This window comes from Vibrio hepatarius, from assembly GCF_018860525.1.
Taxonomy (GTDB): domain Bacteria; phylum Pseudomonadota; class Gammaproteobacteria; order Enterobacterales; family Vibrionaceae; genus Vibrio; species Vibrio hepatarius_B.
The window spans coordinates 25,357-44,466 of the sequence record NZ_JAHKPM010000044.1 but is presented as its reverse complement, the minus strand read 5'-3'; the positions used below and the strand labels follow the sequence as shown (position 1 = coordinate 44,466).

20 protein-coding genes and 1 pseudogene are annotated in these 19,110 nt (G+C 41.3%); 15 read left to right on the top strand and 6 right to left on the bottom strand.

Annotation, left to right across the window (positions count from 1 at the left end; all coding sequences use genetic code 11):
• The first annotated feature begins 74 nt into the window (after positions 1 to 74).
• Complete coding sequence (locus KO511_RS12770) at positions 75 to 2,603, top strand: class I adenylate cyclase (protein WP_215987806.1); 2,529 nt, start codon at positions 75 to 77, stop codon at positions 2,601 to 2,603.
• Between the two features lie 55 nt (positions 2,604 to 2,658).
• Here KO511_RS12770 and cyaY read toward each other — a convergent pair whose 3' ends face one another.
• The gene (gene cyaY, locus KO511_RS12765; RefSeq protein ID WP_215987805.1) at positions 2,659 to 2,973 is read right to left on the bottom strand and encodes an iron donor protein CyaY; all 315 of its coding nucleotides are present in this window, start codon (positions 2,971 to 2,973) and stop codon (positions 2,659 to 2,661) included.
• A 74-nt stretch (positions 2,974 to 3,047) separates the two neighbouring features.
• On the opposite strand from cyaY, the gene lptM reads away from it, so the two are divergent.
• From lptM to yigB, 6 genes are read left to right on the top strand one after another with little or no spacing between them, the layout of a single operon-like run.
• The gene (lptM, locus tag KO511_RS22615; RefSeq protein ID WP_436840226.1) at positions 3,048 to 3,170 is read left to right on the top strand and encodes an LPS translocon maturation chaperone LptM; all 123 of its coding nucleotides are present in this window, start codon (positions 3,048 to 3,050) and stop codon (positions 3,168 to 3,170) included.
• A gap of 23 nt (positions 3,171 to 3,193) precedes the next feature.
• On the top strand, positions 3,194 to 4,447 hold the full coding sequence (lysA, locus tag KO511_RS12755) for a diaminopimelate decarboxylase (RefSeq protein WP_215987804.1): 1,254 nt from the start codon (positions 3,194 to 3,196) through the stop codon (positions 4,445 to 4,447).
• Positions 4,448 to 4,457: 10 nt separating this feature from the next.
• A complete protein-coding gene (gene dapF / locus KO511_RS12750; RefSeq protein ID WP_215987803.1) occupies positions 4,458 to 5,288 on the top strand; it encodes a diaminopimelate epimerase in 831 nt (276 codons plus the stop codon).
• A 26-nt stretch (positions 5,289 to 5,314) separates the two neighbouring features.
• The gene (locus tag KO511_RS12745; protein ID WP_215987802.1) at positions 5,315 to 6,025 is read left to right on the top strand and encodes a DUF484 family protein; all 711 of its coding nucleotides are present in this window, start codon (positions 5,315 to 5,317) and stop codon (positions 6,023 to 6,025) included.
• Entirely contained in the window at positions 5,994 to 6,923 is a 930-nt protein-coding gene (gene xerC / locus KO511_RS12740; protein ID WP_215987801.1) for a tyrosine recombinase XerC, read from the top strand. The genes KO511_RS12745 and xerC overlap by 32 nt, the downstream gene beginning before the upstream one ends.
• Positions 6,923 to 7,654 (top strand): 5-amino-6-(5-phospho-D-ribitylamino)uracil phosphatase YigB, encoded by a 732-nt coding sequence (gene yigB, locus KO511_RS12735; RefSeq protein ID WP_215987800.1) that lies wholly within the window; start codon positions 6,923 to 6,925, stop codon positions 7,652 to 7,654. The genes xerC and yigB overlap by 1 nt, the downstream gene beginning before the upstream one ends.
• A gap of 42 nt (positions 7,655 to 7,696) precedes the next feature.
• On the opposite strand, the gene KO511_RS12730 is transcribed toward yigB, so the two are convergent.
• Positions 7,697 to 8,293: a tRNA-uridine aminocarboxypropyltransferase gene (locus tag KO511_RS12730; protein ID WP_215987799.1), complete on the bottom strand. Its 597-nt coding sequence runs from the start codon at positions 8,291 to 8,293 to the stop codon at positions 7,697 to 7,699.
• A gap of 1 nt (position 8,294) precedes the next feature.
• On the bottom strand, positions 8,295 to 9,812 hold the full coding sequence (locus tag KO511_RS12725) for a COG3650 family protein (RefSeq protein WP_215987798.1): 1,518 nt from the start codon (positions 9,810 to 9,812) through the stop codon (positions 8,295 to 8,297).
• A gap of 37 nt (positions 9,813 to 9,849) precedes the next feature.
• Between KO511_RS12725 and KO511_RS12720 the strand changes: the two genes are divergently transcribed.
• Positions 9,850 to 10,314, top strand: a complete 465-nt coding sequence (locus KO511_RS12720; RefSeq protein WP_215987797.1) for an EVE domain-containing protein — start codon at positions 9,850 to 9,852, stop codon at positions 10,312 to 10,314.
• 23 nt (positions 10,315 to 10,337) lie between these two features.
• On the opposite strand, the gene KO511_RS12715 is transcribed toward KO511_RS12720, so the two are convergent.
• Together KO511_RS12715 and KO511_RS12710 are read right to left on the bottom strand one after the other, a co-directional pair.
• The gene (locus KO511_RS12715; RefSeq protein ID WP_215987796.1) at positions 10,338 to 11,165 is read right to left on the bottom strand and encodes a Cof-type HAD-IIB family hydrolase; all 828 of its coding nucleotides are present in this window, start codon (positions 11,163 to 11,165) and stop codon (positions 10,338 to 10,340) included.
• 108 nt (positions 11,166 to 11,273) lie between these two features.
• On the bottom strand, positions 11,274 to 12,263 hold the full coding sequence (locus KO511_RS12710) for an alpha/beta fold hydrolase (RefSeq protein ID WP_215987795.1): 990 nt from the start codon (positions 12,261 to 12,263) through the stop codon (positions 11,274 to 11,276).
• An 85-nt stretch (positions 12,264 to 12,348) separates the two neighbouring features.
• Here KO511_RS12710 and rhtB point away from each other — a divergent pair, with 85 nt between their 5' ends.
• The 6 genes from rhtB (at position 12,349) to KO511_RS12680 (ending at position 18,019) form a co-directional block, all read left to right on the top strand.
• A complete protein-coding gene (gene rhtB, locus KO511_RS12705) occupies positions 12,349 to 12,966 on the top strand; it encodes a homoserine/homoserine lactone efflux protein (protein WP_215987794.1) in 618 nt (205 codons plus the stop codon).
• A gap of 22 nt (positions 12,967 to 12,988) precedes the next feature.
• The gene (locus KO511_RS12700; protein ID WP_215987793.1) at positions 12,989 to 14,215 is read left to right on the top strand and encodes an EAL and HDOD domain-containing protein; all 1,227 of its coding nucleotides are present in this window, start codon (positions 12,989 to 12,991) and stop codon (positions 14,213 to 14,215) included.
• A 107-nt stretch (positions 14,216 to 14,322) separates the two neighbouring features.
• Positions 14,323 to 14,670: a metalloregulator ArsR/SmtB family transcription factor gene (locus tag KO511_RS12695; RefSeq protein WP_215987792.1), complete on the top strand. Its 348-nt coding sequence runs from the start codon at positions 14,323 to 14,325 to the stop codon at positions 14,668 to 14,670.
• Positions 14,671 to 14,687: 17 nt separating this feature from the next.
• Positions 14,688 to 15,689: an ArsJ-associated glyceraldehyde-3-phosphate dehydrogenase gene (locus KO511_RS12690; RefSeq protein WP_215987791.1), complete on the top strand. Its 1,002-nt coding sequence runs from the start codon at positions 14,688 to 14,690 to the stop codon at positions 15,687 to 15,689.
• A gap of 25 nt (positions 15,690 to 15,714) precedes the next feature.
• The gene (gene arsJ / locus KO511_RS12685) at positions 15,715 to 16,935 is read left to right on the top strand and encodes an organoarsenical effux MFS transporter ArsJ (protein ID WP_215987790.1); all 1,221 of its coding nucleotides are present in this window, start codon (positions 15,715 to 15,717) and stop codon (positions 16,933 to 16,935) included.
• Positions 16,936 to 17,044: 109 nt separating this feature from the next.
• A complete protein-coding gene (locus KO511_RS12680) occupies positions 17,045 to 18,019 on the top strand; it encodes an amidohydrolase family protein (protein WP_215987789.1) in 975 nt (324 codons plus the stop codon).
• Positions 18,020 to 18,023: 4 nt separating this feature from the next.
• Here KO511_RS12680 and KO511_RS12675 read toward each other — a convergent pair.
• Positions 18,024 to 18,342: pseudogene (locus KO511_RS12675) on the bottom strand (DUF2500 domain-containing protein).
• A gap of 298 nt (positions 18,343 to 18,640) precedes the next feature.
• On the opposite strand from KO511_RS12675, the gene KO511_RS12670 reads away from it, so the two are divergent.
• On the top strand, positions 18,641 to 19,006 hold the full coding sequence (locus tag KO511_RS12670; protein ID WP_215987788.1) for a DUF4145 domain-containing protein: 366 nt from the start codon (positions 18,641 to 18,643) through the stop codon (positions 19,004 to 19,006).
• Positions 19,007 to 19,110: the final 104 nt, after the last annotated feature.

The following is a 19,110-nucleotide window of genomic DNA, read 5'->3' as shown; positions in this document are numbered from 1 at the left end:
ATTGATCACGTTTTGTTAGTGCTATAGAATACTTTGTCGTCAAGGCACCGTTAGGAATTAACAAGGATTTTACCTTGCAGGCTTACACAAAGACACTTATTGAAAGACTTGATATTTTAAACCAGCAGCGCATTGGGCGGGCTCTGGCATTAATGGATATACAAAGCCAGCAAGTGTTTCACTTGATCCCAACGTTACTGCACTTCAACCACCCCTCCATTCCTGGCTACTGCGATTCTGATGTCCCCTTTGGTGTTTATAACCTTCATTTCAATATGGTTCAGCAACAATTTATTGAAGATACTGAGTTAACCATAGGTCAGGCTTTAAACACATGCTCTGAGCCAGCAGTTTTAGCGCTATATACTATGGGTAGTACCTCTTCCATTGGCCAAAGTACTTCCAGCGATTTGGATATATGGGTTTGCGTTTCACCAGATATGAGTTGTGAGGATAGGGGATTCTTAGCGAATAAATGTTTGCTAATTACTGAATGGGCTCAAAATCAGGGCGTTGAAGCAAATTTCTTTGTTATGGATGAAAAGCGTTTCCGCACTAATCATTCTGAAGCAATGACAGGTGATAATTGTGGTTCATCCCAACATTTATTACTTCTTGACGAGTTTTATCGTTCAGCGGTTCGTCTTGCAGGGCAAAAGCTGTTATGGCAAATCGTACCTCCTGAAATGGAAGAAAGTTACGATGAATACGTTAATGAACTTTGTCGGCAAGGCTGTATTGACTGCACTCATTGGATTGACTTTGGACAATTAAATCGTATTCCCGCAGAGGAATACTTTGGCTCAAATTTATGGCAGTTATACAAAAGCATCGATTCGCCATATAAATCTGTTTTGAAAGCTATTTTACTTGAAGCTTACTCATGGGAATACCCACAAACTCAACTGCTAAGTCTTGATACAAAACGACGATTCTTTGCTAATGAGCCTGATCTGTATGGAATGGACGCCTACTATTTGATGCTAGAAAAAGTTACCCGATATCTTGAACGTGTTGGTGATGATGCTCGACTTGATTTGGTTAGACGTTGTTTCTATCTTAAAACACATGAAAAACTCTCACGTGAACCTGGAGTTGGCTCTGTAGTTTGGCGTCGAGAGGTGCTAAGCGATCTTATTCAACAATGGGGTTGGGGGAACGATGTGCTCATTGAGCTCGATGACCGTCGTAACTGGAAAGTAGAACAGGTGCAGGTTGTGCATCATGCATTGCTTGATGCTCTTATGTTGAGCTATCGTAACCTCATTCAGTTTGCCCGTCGAAATGATATTACTTCGGCAATTAGCCCGCAAGATATCAGTATTCTAGCTCGAAAGCTCTACGCTGCTTTTGAAGTATTACCAGGTAAAGTGACCTTGCTTAACCCTCAAATATCACCTGACTTGCATGAGCCTGATTTAAGTTTTATTGAAGTACAACCTGGGCGGACAAATAAAGCTGGTTGGTATTTATATAAACAGCCACTGCAACCAGAGCGTATTATTGGCCAGCCATTTCTTGAGCACAATGAGTACCTCAGTAAGTTGGTTGCTTGGTCATTTTTTAATGGCTTGATTACGGAATCGACTCGCTTACATTCCGTGGTTCGTGATGCTCATCTTGATATAGACAAGTTTTATCAAATGGTGAGTGATTTGCGCAATACATTCTCATTACGAAAACGTTGGCCGACCATGCAGGCTTTGGCTAGCCCATGTGAGATTAGCCAGCTGGCTATGTTCATCAATTTGGAAGATGATCCAACGGCTAAACTCAGTGGTCGCACACTTAAAACTGATTTGAAATCAACGGATATCTTTAGTTTTACAGACGAGCAAATATGCCTCGTTGGTAGCGTGGATTTAGTATACCGTAATTCTTGGCATGAAGTTCGTACTTTGCACTTTAGGGGCGAGACTGCCATGTTGGACGCGTTAAAGACTGTTCTAGGGAAAATGCACCAAGATGCACTACCGCCTGAGTCTGTTGATGTTTTCTGTTACAGCAAAAACTTACGTGGAATAATGCGTAATATGGTTTATCAGTTGTTAGCTGAGTGTATTGACTTACGCCTTAAGCCGATAGAGCAAGAGAAACGTCGTCGTTTTAAGACACTGCGAATTGCTCAACAAACCTATGGGCTGTTCTTTGAGCGCCGAGGCGTTTCTGTACAGATGCTTGAAAACTCAGTCGATTTTTATCGAAGTATCTCGATTAGTAAACTCAAAGGTTCACCGTTGTTAGCGCTAGACAAAGAACAGGATTTTCAGTTACCACAAATGGTTGATTGTTATGCGAGCGAAGGCTTAATTCAGTTCTTTTTTGAAGATAGCGAGTTGGGTTTTAATATCTACGTACTGGATGAAGCAAATCGTGTCGAAGTTTATCATCAGTTTAGTGGCTTGAAGGATGAAATGATTGCTAGCGTTAACAGTTTTTACACATCGATTAAAGATGATAATCAACTACCTACTCAACTTATTAATTTTAATCTTCCGCAATATTACCAAATTGTCCACCCGCCAGAAGGTGATTCTTACATTGTGCCTTATCGTAATGATGGGACAAACTACTCTAAACCTAACCGTGCTGTGAACGCGTAGTAGTCTGCTGGTATTCTGAATCAAACTCCAAAAAGTGCCAACAGACTTTAACTTGCTAGGCCCACTCTATTTGTTCATTACAGTGCTTTTCACACTCTTCTCTCACCATAGTGACAAGCTCAACGCCTGTCTTTGAACAAACCCAATCACTGTCGACTAGAGAGAAATGAAAACCTCCGGACTTGGAAGCTATCCATATCTCCTTCATCGGTTCTTGACGGTTTATGATGATCTGGCTTCGGTCTTCGAATTCTAGAGTCATCACATTACCAGAGGCTTCATAGTCAATGTCTGCACCTGAATCATCTATCATTTCTTCGATGATTTGCATTTGAATATCTACTAACTGATGAAATTCAGTATCGTTCATCTTGTTACCCTATTGCTTTTCTAGAATGTGGTGCGATTATAGGGGGCATTGAAAGATTAATCACGGCACAATGCATGAAAAAATCACTCGTTGCTTTATTTGTATTAACTGTTCTTGGTTTGACTGCCTGTGGTCAAACTGGACCTCTTTATATGCCTGAAGATGCGTCTAAGAATGAGCAGCCTTCACAACAATAATTATTTTAATAAGGGATCGCATTTTGGATTACTTTAACTATCAGGATGATGGCCAATTATGGGCCGAAGATGTACCTCTAACGAAGTTAGCTGAGCAGTATGGGACTCCTCTTTATGTATATTCGCGTGCGACACTTGAACGTCATTGGAATGCGTTTGATAAGTCGGTGGGAGAGCACCCACATTTAGTCTGTTATGCGGTAAAAGCTAATTCGAACATAGGTGTACTTAACACTCTAGCGCGTCTTGGCTCCGGATTTGATATTGTATCGGGTGGTGAATTAGAGCGTGTTATTGTAGCAGGTGGTAAGCCTAATAAGGTCGTTTTTTCGGGAGTAGGTAAAACTGCCGACGAAATGAAGCGAGCCTTAGAGCTGGGTATTAAGTGCTTCAATGTTGAGTCAGAGCCAGAGTTAGAAAAACTTAATCAGGTTGCTGGTGAGTTAGGGGTCAAAGCGCCTATTTCACTACGTATTAACCCTGATGTCGATGCAAATACTCACCCCTATATATCGACTGGTTTACGAGACAATAAGTTTGGTATCGCTTTTGACAGAGCTCCGGCGGTGTATAAATTTGCCCAAAGCCTTGAGCATTTAGATATCAAAGGTATTGACTGCCATATTGGTTCTCAGCTCACAGAGATTGAACCTTTTATCGACGCCACAGACCGTTTACTGGCATTGATTGACGCTCTTAAGGCTCAGGATATACATATTAAACATCTTGATGTTGGTGGTGGCTTAGGCGTTATTTATCGTGATGAATTACCCCCTCAGCCATCAGATTATGCGAAAGCACTTTTGGGAAGACTGAAAAACCACCAAGATTTGGAGCTGATATTTGAGCCTGGTCGCGCAATAGCTGCTAATGCGGGCGTATTGTTGACTAAGGTGGAATTTCTTAAGCACACTGAACATAAGAATTTTGCCATTATCGATGCAGCGATGAATGACCTGATGCGTCCAGCCCTGTATCAAGCATGGCAAGATATCGTGCCTGTTGTCCCTCGGGTTGGTGAAGCAGTGAACTATGATTTAGTTGGTCCAATCTGTGAAACAGGAGATTTCCTTGGTAAGGATAGATCGATTGTCCTAAAAGAGAATGATCTATTGGCAGTGCGTTCAGCGGGTGCTTATGGTTTTGTTATGTCTTCTAATTATAATACTCGAGCTCGTGCTGCTGAAATTATGGTTGATGGCAGCAATACGTATTTGGTGCGTCAGCGTGAGGAGTTATCGAGTTTGTGGGCGCTAGAGAATATTCTTCCGGAGTAATTTGAGTCTTATGCATTTCCATTTTTCTAAAATGCATGGTTTGGGCAATGACTTTATGGTTGTTGATTGTATTACCCAAAACATTTTCTTTTCTCCTGATTTGATCCGTCGCTTGGCTGATCGTAATAAGGGAGTTGGTTTTGATCAGCTTTTGATTGTCGAAGCTCCTTACGATCCAGAAACTGATTTTCACTATCGAATCTTTAATGCCGATGGCAGTGAAGTCGAGCAGTGCGGTAACGGTGCCCGCTGCTTTGCTCGGTTTGTGCGCATGAAGGGGTTGACTAACAAGTTTAGTATCAGCGTTAGTACCAAAAAAGGTAAGCTGACGCTAAATATTGAAGATGACGATCAAGTGACGGTTAATATGGGAGTGCCTGAGTTTGAACCGGGCAAGATCCCTTTTAAAGCGAAGCAAGTCGAGAAAACTTATATATTACGTGTAGATGATCATACGTTATTTTGTGGTGCTGTTAGTATGGGGAATCCACATGTTGTGACAGTCGTACCAGACACTAAGACAGCAGATGTGGAGACTCTAGGCCCATTACTTGAGTCACATGAGCGTTTTCCAGAGAAAGTTAATGCGGGTTTTATGCAGGTTGTGAACCGCAATGAAGTAAATCTGAGAGTATTTGAACGTGGTGCAGGGGAAACTCAGGCTTGTGGCAGTGGTGCATGTGGTGCAGTTGCAGTTGGAATAGTGCAAGAGCTACTTGATGAAACGGTGCAGGTGAATCTGCCAGGTGGTTCATTAAAAATTAGTTGGAAAGGTCAGGGTAAGCCATTGTTTATGACAGGTCCTGCCTGCCATGTTTTCGATGGTCAGCTAAGCTGTTAAGAGAATAAACTGTTAAAGGTATCAATGTGTCACAGTTTGAGACGGACGCACTAACCTCTGAGGTTGTTGCAAACTACTTACGCGAACACCCTGAATTTTTTACTAAGCGCAGCGACTTAGTCGATAGTCTCGCTTTACCCTGTCACGAGGGTCAGGCGACCATTTCTCTCGTTCATTTGCAAATGAAAAGGCAACGTCAGCGCATTGATGCATTGGAAGAAGAAATTAGCACTTTGATGTCGTTGGCAAAAAGTAATGACCGTACTTTTCATGAATTTATGTCGCTTGAGGAAAGTGTTCTCAGATGTGAGTGCTTAGTATCTGTTATCAAAACGGTCGAGGATGCGGCTGAGTTAATGGGATTAGTTGCTTACTTTCGGTTGCTAGAGGTACCGTCCGGATACTATTCTCTCGACAAAAATGGCTATCAGCGTTTTGCAACTAACTACCTGAATGGTAAAAATGCTTATTTAGGTCGTTTACGTAAAGCGGATCAAGTTTTATTACTCGGTGATGGAGCTCGAGCCCCTGAAATGGGATCCTATGTGATTTTGCCTCTGAAAAAGAAGTCACTCCAAGGTATTTTAGTATTCTCTAGTAGTGACGGTGGGCATTTTCAACCCAATATGGATACCTTATTTTTGAGGCACCTTACTTTAGTTTTGTCCCACCTAGTTGAAACACTACCATGGAAAGCCCAAACGTATGAAAGAGTTAGTAATTCCTCTTCCCAGTAGTTTAAAGAACTCTTTAGATCGCTTCTATGAGTATTTAAGAAGTGAAAAAGGGTTAAGTCTTCATACTCAACGTAATTACAAACAGCAACTTGAAACAATGGCGCAGCATTTAGTTACCATGGGGATAAAAAATTGGGAGCAAGTTGATGCAGCTTGGGTTCGACAGCTTGCAAGCAAAGGTATGCGTGATGGTATGAAAGCGAGCAGTATTGCGACTAGGCTATCTTCGCTACGAAGCTTTTTTGATTTTTTGATTTTACGTGGCGAACTGACTGCCAATCCAGCCAAAGGAGTTTCAGCGCCTAGAAAGCAAAGGCCATTACCGAAAAACCTTGATATTGATGAGGTTAGTCAATTGCTTGAAGTTAATGAGGATGACCCATTGGCTATTCGTGATCGCGCCATGATGGAACTAATGTATGGCTCGGGTCTTCGTTTAGCAGAGATGGTTGGTATTAACATCCGCGATTTGAGTTTATCATCGGGTGATATTCGCGTTGTAGGCAAAGGGAATAAAGAGCGTAAGGTTCCCTTTGCGGGCATGGCAAAAGAATGGGTAACCAAATGGATCAAGGCGCGTGGAGTGATAGCCAACGCTCAAGAACCTGCTCTATTTGTTTCTAAGCTTGGTGGCAGGATTTCTCACCGTAGTGTACAAAAGCGTTTGGCAGAATGGGGGCAAAAGCAATCTGTTGCTAGTCATATCAGTCCCCATAAGTTACGCCATTCATTTGCGACTCATATGCTCGAGTCGAGCCAAAACCTGAGAGCGGTTCAAGAACTATTAGGGCATGAGAATATTTCAACCACTCAGATATACACCCACCTCGACTTTCAGCATTTAGCAGATGTTTACGATCAGGCACACCCAAGAGCCAAGAAAAAAGAGGATAATTGATGAGGTTTTTTCGTCCATTAGCTGCTATTCATGCCATGACTTTCGATTTGGATGACACCTTATACGACAATCATCCAGTGATTAAACGGTTAGAAACTGAGTTTGCTTTATGGCTGCATAAGTTTCACCCTATTTCCACTACCCAGCCAATGAGCTGGTGGCATAAGCTTAAAAACGAGCTTGTTAGAGAAGATAGTTGGTTAGCCAACGATCTCTCGCTATGGCGCTATAAGCAGATTGAAACGGGCCTATTTCGCCTTGGATATAAAGCAGATCAAGCAAAACAGGCAGCGGAAGAAGCAATGCAGCAAGTGTCTCATTTACGCAGTGACTTTGAAGCGCCTTGGCAAACTCATCAGGTTATGGAAGATCTTGCTAAATGTATACCTTTGGTAGCGATTACTAATGGTAATGTTGATGTGGAGCGTATTGGATTAGCTAACTATTTTTCTCTCATACTTAAATCTGGGAGAGATGGTTATGCTAAACCTAATCGTCAATTGTTTGATAAGGCAGTTGAACATCTTCAACTGCCATCTTATAAGGTGCTGCATGTTGGGGACCATTTACTTAGCGATGTGCAAGGAGCTAAAAATAGTGGTCTCCAAGCCTGCTGGTTTAATGATCAGTGTACATTACTGACAAAGCATAGTAGTGCTCGAGTTTTACCTGATGTTGAAATATCAAGTTTGACTGAGCTTCCTTTACTAGTTAATCCTCACCTCAAGTAACTCAAACGAGTTAAAGCGGGGTTTATTCAGTATATCAATCCATTATTTGAGCTGGTGGCCGCTTTTGTCTGCGAAGAAAGCCTTACTATAATGGATAAGAAACTGATGTAGCTGAGCAGCAGGTTCTGCATAGCCTAAGCATCGAATAATTTCTGCACCTACCTCGAGAGTGCATAAATTGCCAAATTTTTGATTGCGACGAAGGTGGTAGCTCGATGTTATGCCAGCATCCAAACTAACCTTTGGTATATTCTGTAACCAAGGGCTTTTACGCAACATTTTATTCGCTTCTTGCCATGTACCATCGAGAATTATAAATAAAAGAGTAGTGTTTTTTATTTGGCATCCGTTGTGGATAGCTTTGTTTATTAATTGACTCTGTTGCCCTGGGAATAGCACAAATGCTTGATAGCTAGGATCCGATATCAAGGCCGCCAACTTGGAGCAGGGCTGTTTTCTTTTCCAGATATGTCGACTGGCAGACCTAGTAGATTTGAGTAACCATCGGCCGGTATTTGTTTCTCGCCCCTGCTCATTTTCATGCATCAAGAGTGCGATGTGGGCATTAATCTCAATCAATGGTATTTGGTCACATAGGCAGTTATATTTTAGTCCGCACTCTAAACAAGAGGAAATCATATTAAAGTGTGATGCCTCCTTGGTGAGGTGTTAGACCATCAGAGAAAAGTTGAATTGGGCTGATCTCATCATAGCTGGCAACAGGTGTATTACTCGGGTTGAGAGGGTAATGGTTACCATCAAATGTTAAAGTATGTTGATTCGGGGTCGCTCCACCACCACTGACAAACATAATGAGGTCACGCCAATTATGATGACTTTTTGCTCCTAAGTTTAAAGGGGTTTGTACCAATGTTATCCGGCTATTGAATTGCCATTTTTGATTGATGTTGCTGAAAATCAATAGAGTGCACCCACCTGAACCGCACCAATCTAGTTGTGCCAATAACTCTTTTTGTCCATCGGCGTTGAGATCATAAGTGAGCCAGCGGTAACGAGTACCAGAGGGATTTTGGTTGGTACTGATAAAGTATGTTCTTAACGCTTCATCAACCATAGGATTAAATTCAGCACTGGAGCGGATTTTGTTACTGTCTGGTGAAATTTGTTGAGTAGGGTTTGTTGCTACTACTTTGTAAAGGTTCAGCCCACCATTAGCAATGTCGTAGATTATGTTGCCAACTTTTTCTTGTGTTGCACTTAACTGGTTTTCCCCATCCTTGGTATAAATACGTTCAGAATATAGGGGTTGACCTTGTAAGTGAGTGCTCACAACTTGAACTTGCTGGTTATTAAGTTGTTGCCAAAAGCCTTTTTCTACCGTGTCTTCAGTGCCATTTTGGTAGCTATAAATTGTGTTAGCAGTATGGTCGGGGCTTAATCTTAGTGTGACACTAAAAGGCGCGCCTGTATTTGATTCTGCTTGATAAGTGGATGCCCAATTTAAGGATGTATCCTGATTTGAAAGTGTCGCACAGCCGTGAAGGTTCTTATCATGATGTTTGAACGTTGAAGTCCAGCCATAGAGGCTATCACTCATGTTATCGGTACAACTTTGCTGGTTAAGCTCTAGCTCCCCATTGTTTAATTTGTAGCGCCGACGATGGTCTCGCAGTTTACTTGACAGTAAATCTAGGTTTTCCGGCTGGGTAGCTATTCCACTGAATTTCAATGTGTTTTTTTGAAATTCTATTGACCAAAAAGGCTCGTTACCAAATGCTCTAGTGGGTTGAGTTGGCTGATTACAGCGTTTGGGGTTTTCAGCTGTCAGAAGATTAATTTTTTCGACTACAAAGCGAGCGCTATAGTTTGCAGAAAATCCTTTATTATTTGTAGTTTCAAGGTGACCGATTACTTCACCATATAAAGGCGCATAAGGTGAGCCAGCTAAGGCCATAGCTTGATGGAATCTGTCTTCTGGCATATCTAGCCAATACTGTTGCTGGCTACCACATGGTGCAATGGAGCGGACTTCTTTACCAAGAACAACTTCACCACGAATAATGAAAGATTGAGGTTGGATTGAGGAAGGGTTACTTAGTGAAGCTAATGGTGTACTTGGTTGGCTAGATTCGAAGCTGGAACAAGCTTGCAGTAGCAAAGCTGTAGTGAACACCACTGGGTTTCTTAACGCCTTCATGGTATATCTTCCTCATATTAATTATTTGGACGTCATTATGGCATATTGGCTATTCAAAACTGAACCAGACACTTTCTCTATTGACACACTTCGCACACAAACTATTTCTTGTTGGGAAGGAGTGCGGAATTACCAAGCTCGAAATATGATGCGAGATCAAGTCAAAGTTGACGACTTAGTCCTAATTTATCACTCTTCATGTAAACATGTAGGGGTGGCTGGTATTGCCAAAGTGATTAAGGAGGCCTATCCGGATCATTTTGCTTTTGATCCTCAGAGTGATTATTTTGACCCTAAATCGTCGGTTGATAATCCACGCTGGTTTATGGTGGATATTGAGTTTGTGAGGAATATGGAACGTTTGATCCCTTTATCAGTAATGAAAGCAATGCCAGAACTTGACAATATGCTTTTAGTAAAACGTGGTAACCGCCTATCAATCATGCCTGTAAGTGAGCTTGAATGGCAGGCGATATTGAACAAAGAGAAGAATTCTTCGTAATCAGTAGTATATGAATTTTTACCCTAGAACAAATGAGTATGAAGATAGTGAGCAACAGCATCATTTGCATTGCTGCCGATCACTTCGTTGTCAGGTAGCGCCACTTTCACCTTATCATGGGCGGTTTCCATAACAAGGCCTTTGCCTGCCATAGAAAGCATTTCGACGTCATTCATACCATCACCAAATGCAATGCAGTTCTCAAGAGTGAGGTTGAGAGAGTTGGCGACGACTTGTAGTGCTTCACCTTTAGAAACTTCTGCTGCCATGACTTCTAAACACCACGGTGTCGAGAAGGCAATATTGAGTTTTCCTGAAAATCTCTCATTCAGTTGTTGTTCAAATTTAACTAAATGCTCATGATCTTTATCTGGATGAGTGAAGAAGACTTTTGCAATGCCATCAGTGGGTGCTGTTTGAGAATCAAATCTTTGGAAAGCAAAGCCTGATTCGTTATGGAATGTTGTAAGTGTGTTATCGTCTCGATCTAGCAGCCAACTTTCATCCCTATACATGTGGATGAAAATGTTTGGATCCTGACGTATCACATCAATCACTGGCTGGATTAAGTTGGCAGGAATATTATTACTATACATCAGGTTGTCGTCTTTATCGTGGACTCGAGCGCCGTTAGAAGTGATCATATAGGCAGGGATTCCAACTTGGCTGCGAATGCCTGCAACATCGACATGGTGACGACCAGTAGCAAAAATAAAGGTATACCCTTTTTGGTGCAGCTCTTTTAATGTTCGTTTGGAAAAATCACTGAGTTTATGATTTGGGGCTAGCAAGGTTCCATCTAAATCCGAGGCGACGATTTGAAAAGGGTTTTCTTTGCGTATTTCTGTCATATTATCCTCATGATTTATTTCATACTGCGCAAGGTTCAGACCTCAATACTATCCCAATGTTCAAGATTAAAAGAGGGTAAAGATATGTTTGAGTTTTTTCCTAGTTTATCAATAAAGGCTGAAGAAGGAGAGCATGGAATCTAGCGCTTGGTTTCTAAATTCATCTTTTTCAAATAGAATTTCGTGACGCGAGTGGTTAATATTTTTTAATATGCAGTTAAAATTATTTTTGGCCAGTTTGTTGAAGAATTTTTTCTGATCTTGATTTGAAACGATTTTGTCATTGCCTGCTTGCAGCAGCAGCACTGGGATTTTAATGTGCCTAGCCATAAGGTGGCATTTTTTAGCGGCCATCAGCCCTTGCCAGACCCAGCGATTACTGGCGCCACCAATTTTAAGTTCTGGTTTTTGCTCATAAAGATTTCTGAACCATTGATAGCGCACATAGCTTTGAGTGAGAAAGTTGCCTTCAAAAGGTTTGGGGGAATAATCTTGTTGACCAGGAGCAAACGTAGGCTTAGGTGATAGCGCAGTCATTATCTGACCAAAAGGAATGGCAATAAATTTAAGATACCAAGGTAAATTAACGCCAAACATAGGTGCACTAAGTGCAACTGCAGAAAATGGATGATTTGGATACGTTTGTAGGTAACGAGTTGCAATGTTTCCTCCCATAGAGTGCCCAATCAAATAGCAGTGTTGGTATGGTTCTAGGTTGAAGTGCTGCATTAGGTGATGCAAGTCATGAACATAGTCGTCAAACTCTTCTACATAACCCATTTGTATGTCATTAATCAAACGTTCAGATAAGCCCTGCCCTCTATGATCGAAGGAGTAAATATCATAACCTTGCTGGAAAAGATCATAGAAAAGTTCCTGATATTTCCAGGTGCACTCAATACGACCATTTACTAGCACGATTGCTTTATGATGTTTGGGTGAAGTGAGTTTTACCCAAAATAGGTGAGTTTTATCAAAGGAACGAACAAAACTTTCCTCACGTCTTGACCAAAATTGAGCAATATGGCTATTGATTGCTTGCTCAAAATTCAACTCTTGGGTATAAGAGGGTTGACTATTTAAGACTGATTTATTCATGATCTTGGGCCTACTATCGATACGAATAAAATGGATAAGTCTAAATTATGTGTGGCTAAGGTAGTTTAGTCGAGGAGAAAATACAGTGGAAATGCATGTTTGGTTCGCCTATGTAGTAACAGCGGTTGTGTTTAGTCTTGCTCCCGGTTCAGGTACAGTTAATTCCATCAGTAACGGTATCTCATATGGCACTCGTAAGTCACTAGTGTCGGTTGCTGGATTACAAATTGGCCTAGCAATACACATTATGTTGGTAGGTATAGGTATAGGTACTTTGGTTGCGCAGTCGGCAGCAACCTTCGCTGCTATAAAATGGTTTGGAGTGGGGTATCTGATTTGGCTTGGGATACAGAAATGGCGAGATACCTCTTCGTTAGTTACTCAGACGCGTGGTGAAGTTTTGCCTGCGCATGTGCTGATGCGTAAGGCAATATTGATTAATCTAACTAACCCTAAGTCTATCGTTTTCTTAGTCGCGCTCTTCCCTCAGTTTATCGATCCTGTAGGCAATCAGCTTAGCCAGTTATTAGTGCTAGGGGTAACCACTGTAGTAATCGACTCTATGGTGATGATAGGGTATACCTCTTTAGCCGCACAGATGGCACATTTTATTCGCTCTGATAAAATCATGCGTAAGCTGAATAAGATATTTGGTTCCATGTTTATATTCTGTGGAGCATTACTCGCTACTGCGAAAGCCTAAGTGGTTCTGAGGTAAGCAGCCAATGCGTGATACCTATGTGGCCCGTCAGCCCATTTTTAATGCGAAAAGACAAACCTTAGGTTACGAGCTTCTGTTTCGTGATGGAGAGCAGAACTCTTATCCCGCTCATATTGAGTCCAATCGAGCGACATATCGGTTAATTGTCGAGAATTTTTTGTCCCTCGGAGTCAACCCTGCGTTAGTTCAATCACGAAGTTTTATCAATTTCCCCCATAAAAGCTTATTAAGGCGTTTACCTCTGACTTTGCCTAAAGACAAAGTTGTGATCGAAGTGTTGGAAACTTGTTCCCCTACAGATGAATTATTCGAAGCAATTAAAGAAATTAGTCTCGCAGGGTACATCATTGCTTTGGATGATTTTGTTTACAGCCAAGATTGGGAACGCTTTTTGCCATTTATTCAGATTATCAAACTTGACATTATGGCCATGGGTTTAGAAGGAGCATGTGAGTTTGTTAAGCGCCATAAAGCGCGAGGTAGTCGGCGTAAATTTTTAGCCGAGCGAGTTGAGACTGAGCAAGACTTTTTAACTACTCGCTCTGCAGGGTTTACCTTTTTCCAAGGTTATTTTTTTAGTAAACCCGAGATGATAAAGCAGCGTTATATTAGTCCTGAGCAGATCATTGCGATGGAGCTATTGAGTGAGGTTTGCAAAACTGATGTTGACTTCCAAAAAGTTGAAGCAATCGTCGCAAAAGATGTCGCTTTATCTTACCAGTTGCTGCGTTTTGTGAATACCATGTCTGAAAGGCTGGAAGTGACAATATCTTCGTTCCGTCAAGCTTTGGTGTACCTTGGGGAAGATAAACTACGTATTTTTGTTTCACTTGCGGTAGCCTCTTTTATCTCAGTACAAAAGCCTAAAGAACTTTATAATGTCTCTCTTCAGCGCGCGCAATTTTGCCAACTTATGGCCCGTGATAACCCATTCAGCCAGTATCAAGAACAAGCATTTCTGATTGGTCTTTTCTCAACATTAGATGCTTTACTGGATCTTCCTTTGGAAGAGTTGCTTCGGCAGCTTCCTCTTAATCATTCGATAGAAAAAGCTTTACTAGAACGGCAGGGGCCCTATGGTATTTTGCTCAACCTAGAAGAGTGTTATGAGAAAGCGGATTGGCTTGGAATGCAGAAAGCCTGTCAGCAACTTAACTTGTCAGTAGATGAGGTTATGCCTCGTATATCTGAGGCTCAGCGTTGGAGTAGAGATATCCACCGCCTCGTCTAATAACCTAAAATACGATTCCGTGAATTTTTTATGACAACGCTAATCTTTGATTGATCTTTGCTGGTTTTTAAATAAATATATACGCACATCCATATAAGGTTATATTTATGTTGCCACATCAATTTTTTAAACTGCTCTCTGATGAGACTCGAGTGCGTTGTGTACTGCTAATTGAACGTGAGCAATGCTTGTCAGTGGGTGAGCTGACTGAGGCTCTTCAAGAAAGTCAGCCAAAAATTTCTCGCCATCTTGCTCAGCTGCGTTCAAGTGGAATTCTAGTTGATATTCGCCAAGGGCAATGGGTTTTTTATCGATTTAGCAAGGAACTACCGGGTTGGATGAGAAAATTGATAGGCAACCTTGTTGCTTCTCAGTGCTTGGCAGACATGTACCAGAATGATGTTGAGCGACTTAACGCAATGTCTGGGCGGCCTGTTTGCTGTCAGAGTGTTTGATATTAAGGAATAGAGTAATGACAATTAAAGTTGGAATTAATGGTTTTGGCCGGATTGGACGTTTGGCTTTACGTGTCGCATTTGATTGGAATGACATTGAGTTTGTACTGATTAACGATATCTCAGGTGATGCGCAAACATTGGCGCATCTATTGGAGTTCGACTCAGTGCAAGGCCGATGGCATCATGATGTGAAAACACATGATGATCATATTGTTATTAACGATCAAAGTATTAAAACAACCCAAGAGGAAGACATCGATGCCATTGACTGGTCTGGCTGTGATGTTGTTATTGAAGCGACAGGTAAGCATCGCCAGACTTCTTTTCTCGATAAATATTTAGTTCAAGGCGTAAAGCGGGTTGTGGTTTCGGCCCCCGTAAAAGGTGGGGATGTTGCCAACATTGTGGTTGGTGTTAATGATCATACTTTTGAGCCAGACAAGCATCGTGTGGTGACCGCTGCATCATGCACAACCAATTGCATTGCTCCTATTGTAAAAGTGATTCATGAGTCACTGGGTATAGTGAAGTCCTCGTTTACCACTATTCACAATTTGACTAATACTCAGACGATACTTGATGCACCGCATAAAGATTTACGGCGTGCAAGAGCTTGCGGTATGAACCTAATCCCAACAACCACTGGCAGCGCGACGGCCATTATTGAAATATTTCCAGATCTGAAAGGTAAAATTAATGGTCATGCTGTTCGAGTTCCGCTTGCGAATGCATCACTGACAGATATTATCTTTGAGGTCAATCGAGATACAACACCTGAGGAAGTGAATCACCTGCTGGAAAATGCATCTAAGGGAGAATTGAACGGTATCTTAGGCTATGAAGAGCGACCTCTTGTATCGATAGATTATAAAGGTGATCAGCGTTCTAGCATAGTCGATGCTCAATCTACAATGGTGGTTGGTAAGAGGATGGTGAAAATCTATGCTTGGTATGATAACGAAATGGGTTATGCGACGCGAACAGCTGACTTAGTGCGCAAAGTCGGTCTTGTGTAACTGAAACTTAGGTAAGGCCTTTTCTATGATTGTAAATTTGACCAAGAATGTACGGCAGTACATCTTGGTGACGTTTAACTACTGGAACTTCACTATTACAGATGGAGCATTAAGGATGCTGGTGGTGCTATATTTCCACGATTTGGGATATAGCACGCTAGAGATCGCCTCCCTGTTTCTCTTTTATGAATTTTTTGGTGTCGTGACCAACTTGGTGGGCGGCTTCTTAGGGGCTAGACTCGGTTTAAATAAAACTATGAACCTTGGGCTAGCAATGCAGATAGCTGCGTTGGCTATGCTTGCTGTGCCCAATTATTGGTTAACGATTTCTTGGGTGATGTTGGCTCAAGCTTTGTCTGGTATTGCAAAAGATCTTAATAAGATGAGTGCTAAGAGCTCTATAAAGTCGTTGGTGCCTAATGAACAGCAAGGCTCGCTGTATAAGTGGGTAGCGGTTCTGACGGGCTCTAAAAATGCGTTGAAAGGGGTTGGTTTTTTTATTGGCGGTCTACTGCTTTCTTTGATTGGCTTTAAATCTGCTGTGATTTTGATGGCAATGGTATTAACTTTGGTTTTGATTGGAAGTCTATGTGGCCTAGAAAGTGATTTAGGTAAGGCGAAGAGTAAGCCTAAGTTTAATGAAATTTTTTCTAAATCACGCCCGATTAATATTTTATCAGCTGCCCGGATGTTTTTGTTCGGCGCAAGAGATGTTTGGTTTGTTGTCGCTTTACCTGTTTATTTAGGAAGTGTATTTGGTTGGGATCACCTATGGGTTGGAGGGTTTTTAGCAACTTGGGTGATCGCCTACGGTTTTGTACAAGGCTTTGCGCCAAAAATAACCGGTCGTGCTCACAATATGATTCCTGATGGTACCTCAGCGTTGTTTTGGGCTGGTTTATTGGCATTGATCACTGCGGGTATAGCATTTGGGGTGCAAATAAATTGGCAGCCAGAGTTGGTCATAGTGGTTGGTTTATTAATATTTGGTGCTGTATTTGCCGTTAATTCATCTCTTCATTCTTACTTGATAGTCAGTTATGCCAAAGATGATGGTGTGTCTTTAGATGTTGGTTTTTACTATATGGCCAATGCTATGGGCCGCTTAATTGGCACAGTGCTTTCTGGCTGGGTATTCCAAATTGCAGGCTTGGCAGCTTGTTTGTGGGTTTCTTTTGCTTTTATTGTTTTAGCAACGTTAATCTCTATCCTGCTACCCACAAACAATAAAGAAGTAGCTGCTTAGAAGAAAAACCGTCCCATGACAAAAAGCTGACTGTAATTACATTTTAGGCCACTTTTTTATTGCTATATTGAAAGTCTCAAATGGTTAATTTGAACGATAGGGCTTGAGTATGAGTAGAAAATGGTTCGCAGGTCTAGTGCTATTCTTTGCACCTCTCACCTATGGATATGATGGCGGTTATAACGACGCTGAACTTCACTTTGTCGATTTTTTTCAGCAAACTGAAGGCATTAAATTTCTTATATACAATATGGATAAAAGTAACATAGAGTTTGCCTTTTTGATGGGGCTACCTGTCATAAAAAAATGGAGCGATGATAACCCAGAAGCACCTAGATACATGCAAGGTGATGATTCACCAGTTTATTACTACTCTCGCACTGATGAGCTTCTTTATCGCGCCTTGAAAACATCACCACACCGAGACCGGTTTTTTCCTTTCATGACAGGGTTTAACCCCACAGACATGTTTGCTGCTAAGCAAATTGAGCAAATGATAGAAAATGATCCTGGTTTTTGGAAAGGTATTGGGGAAGTTCTGACACGCCATGATAGTTTATCGGCGTTGACATTGGGTGAGCAGGCTCGTGCTAATCATCCAGCTTTAATGAAAGTCTACAAGGTTGCCGCTAAACATAAACTTCCCGTTATTTTGCACAGTAACATCACTTCTGAGCGAGAAAAAAAACCGCTATATAAGCATGAGCTGGTAGAAGCACTAGAAAAAAACCCAAAAACGACATTCATCTGGGCTCACGCAGGAACCAGTACAACATTGCTTAGGAGACAAGATTTATCTTTTCTTATTGATGAAGTGAGTCAGCTGCTCAATGATTACGATAATCTATATATACTGGCCTCTTGGAGTTTACATGATTTGATACTAGATACCCCGCAATCTAAGAAAGAGTGGGTAGAGCTTATTATAAAATATCCGAATCGCTTTATGATGGGCTCTGATGTGGTAGGTCGGTTCAATCATGCAGGAGATGTTTTATCTGGTTGGGATGAGCTCTTAGATGCGCTGCCTTATGATGTGGCAGAGAAAATGGCTAAGAAGAATATGTTGCAGATGGTCAAGTGATGATCTAGCGCTTGATGGTAAAGTGGAGGAACCTATCGCCTTGGTAGGTAAGTATGCCAGTATCGCCAGGATTTATTGTCTGGTAGTAGCGTATTCCAACCTGAAACTCACGTCTTGGGCCAATGCGTCTATATCCAATATTGCTCTCCTTCTATCCCGACACCATGTATTGATGGATAGAACACTTGTTTATCGATTATTACAACATGAGCGGTTTGTTCTGGTGCGTTGTATTTTTGAGTATGTTTTATGTAGAACCGACTAAATAGCCAGCCGCTTGCGATAATGCCTGTAGCCAGGAGACAAAATAATAGTAGTGGCATAATCGTTTCCTATTTATAGCTTAGTCGTTTGAATCATCAGGTTAGTGTAAGTCTAATTTGATGTTAGATTTGATCCTTTAATGAGACATGGTCTGCTTTATGTACTTATGTGGAATTCTTCGATGTATATCACATGCTGACAACTTTTTTTTCCGTATCCTGATATGATTAATCTTTGATTCCTATGAGTTATTTTTTATTTAAGTAAAACTGGATTATAAGTAATGGTGGTTATTAGTCTTTTGAGTTGGTTGGAGGCAGATTTTGTGCGCTAAATTTATTGGCGATGGAGGGAGGTATGTCTGATATTGAAAAAGTAGTAACACGGACACGGAAAATCGAAACACTGCTTCGTACACAATATCATGCTGAAGGTAAGGGGTTGCACAAGTTGGTTACGAGTTGTGAGGAACGTTTACCACATGATGTGATTGGGAAATTGCGTTATATTGCAACTATCCGTAATAAAATAGTACATGAAGAAGATTATAAGCTGGAGAACCGCAGAGAATTTCTAGCCGTGTGTGACGAATGTGAGAAGGAACTTACACCGAGAAGTAGCCGTTTTATTTGGAGAGCTGCGATTACCTTAATGACATTGATTACCATGGCTGCGTTATTTTTCTATTATTCCCACTGGGATACTTTGTCCAGACATCTGTAGCTAAAGCTTTGAATTTGTAAGTCTTAGTATTATAGTAAAAGTGTGTTATTTGTTGAATAAACGGTCTGTGTTTGGTTGTAAAATTATCATAAAACAAAAAAAGG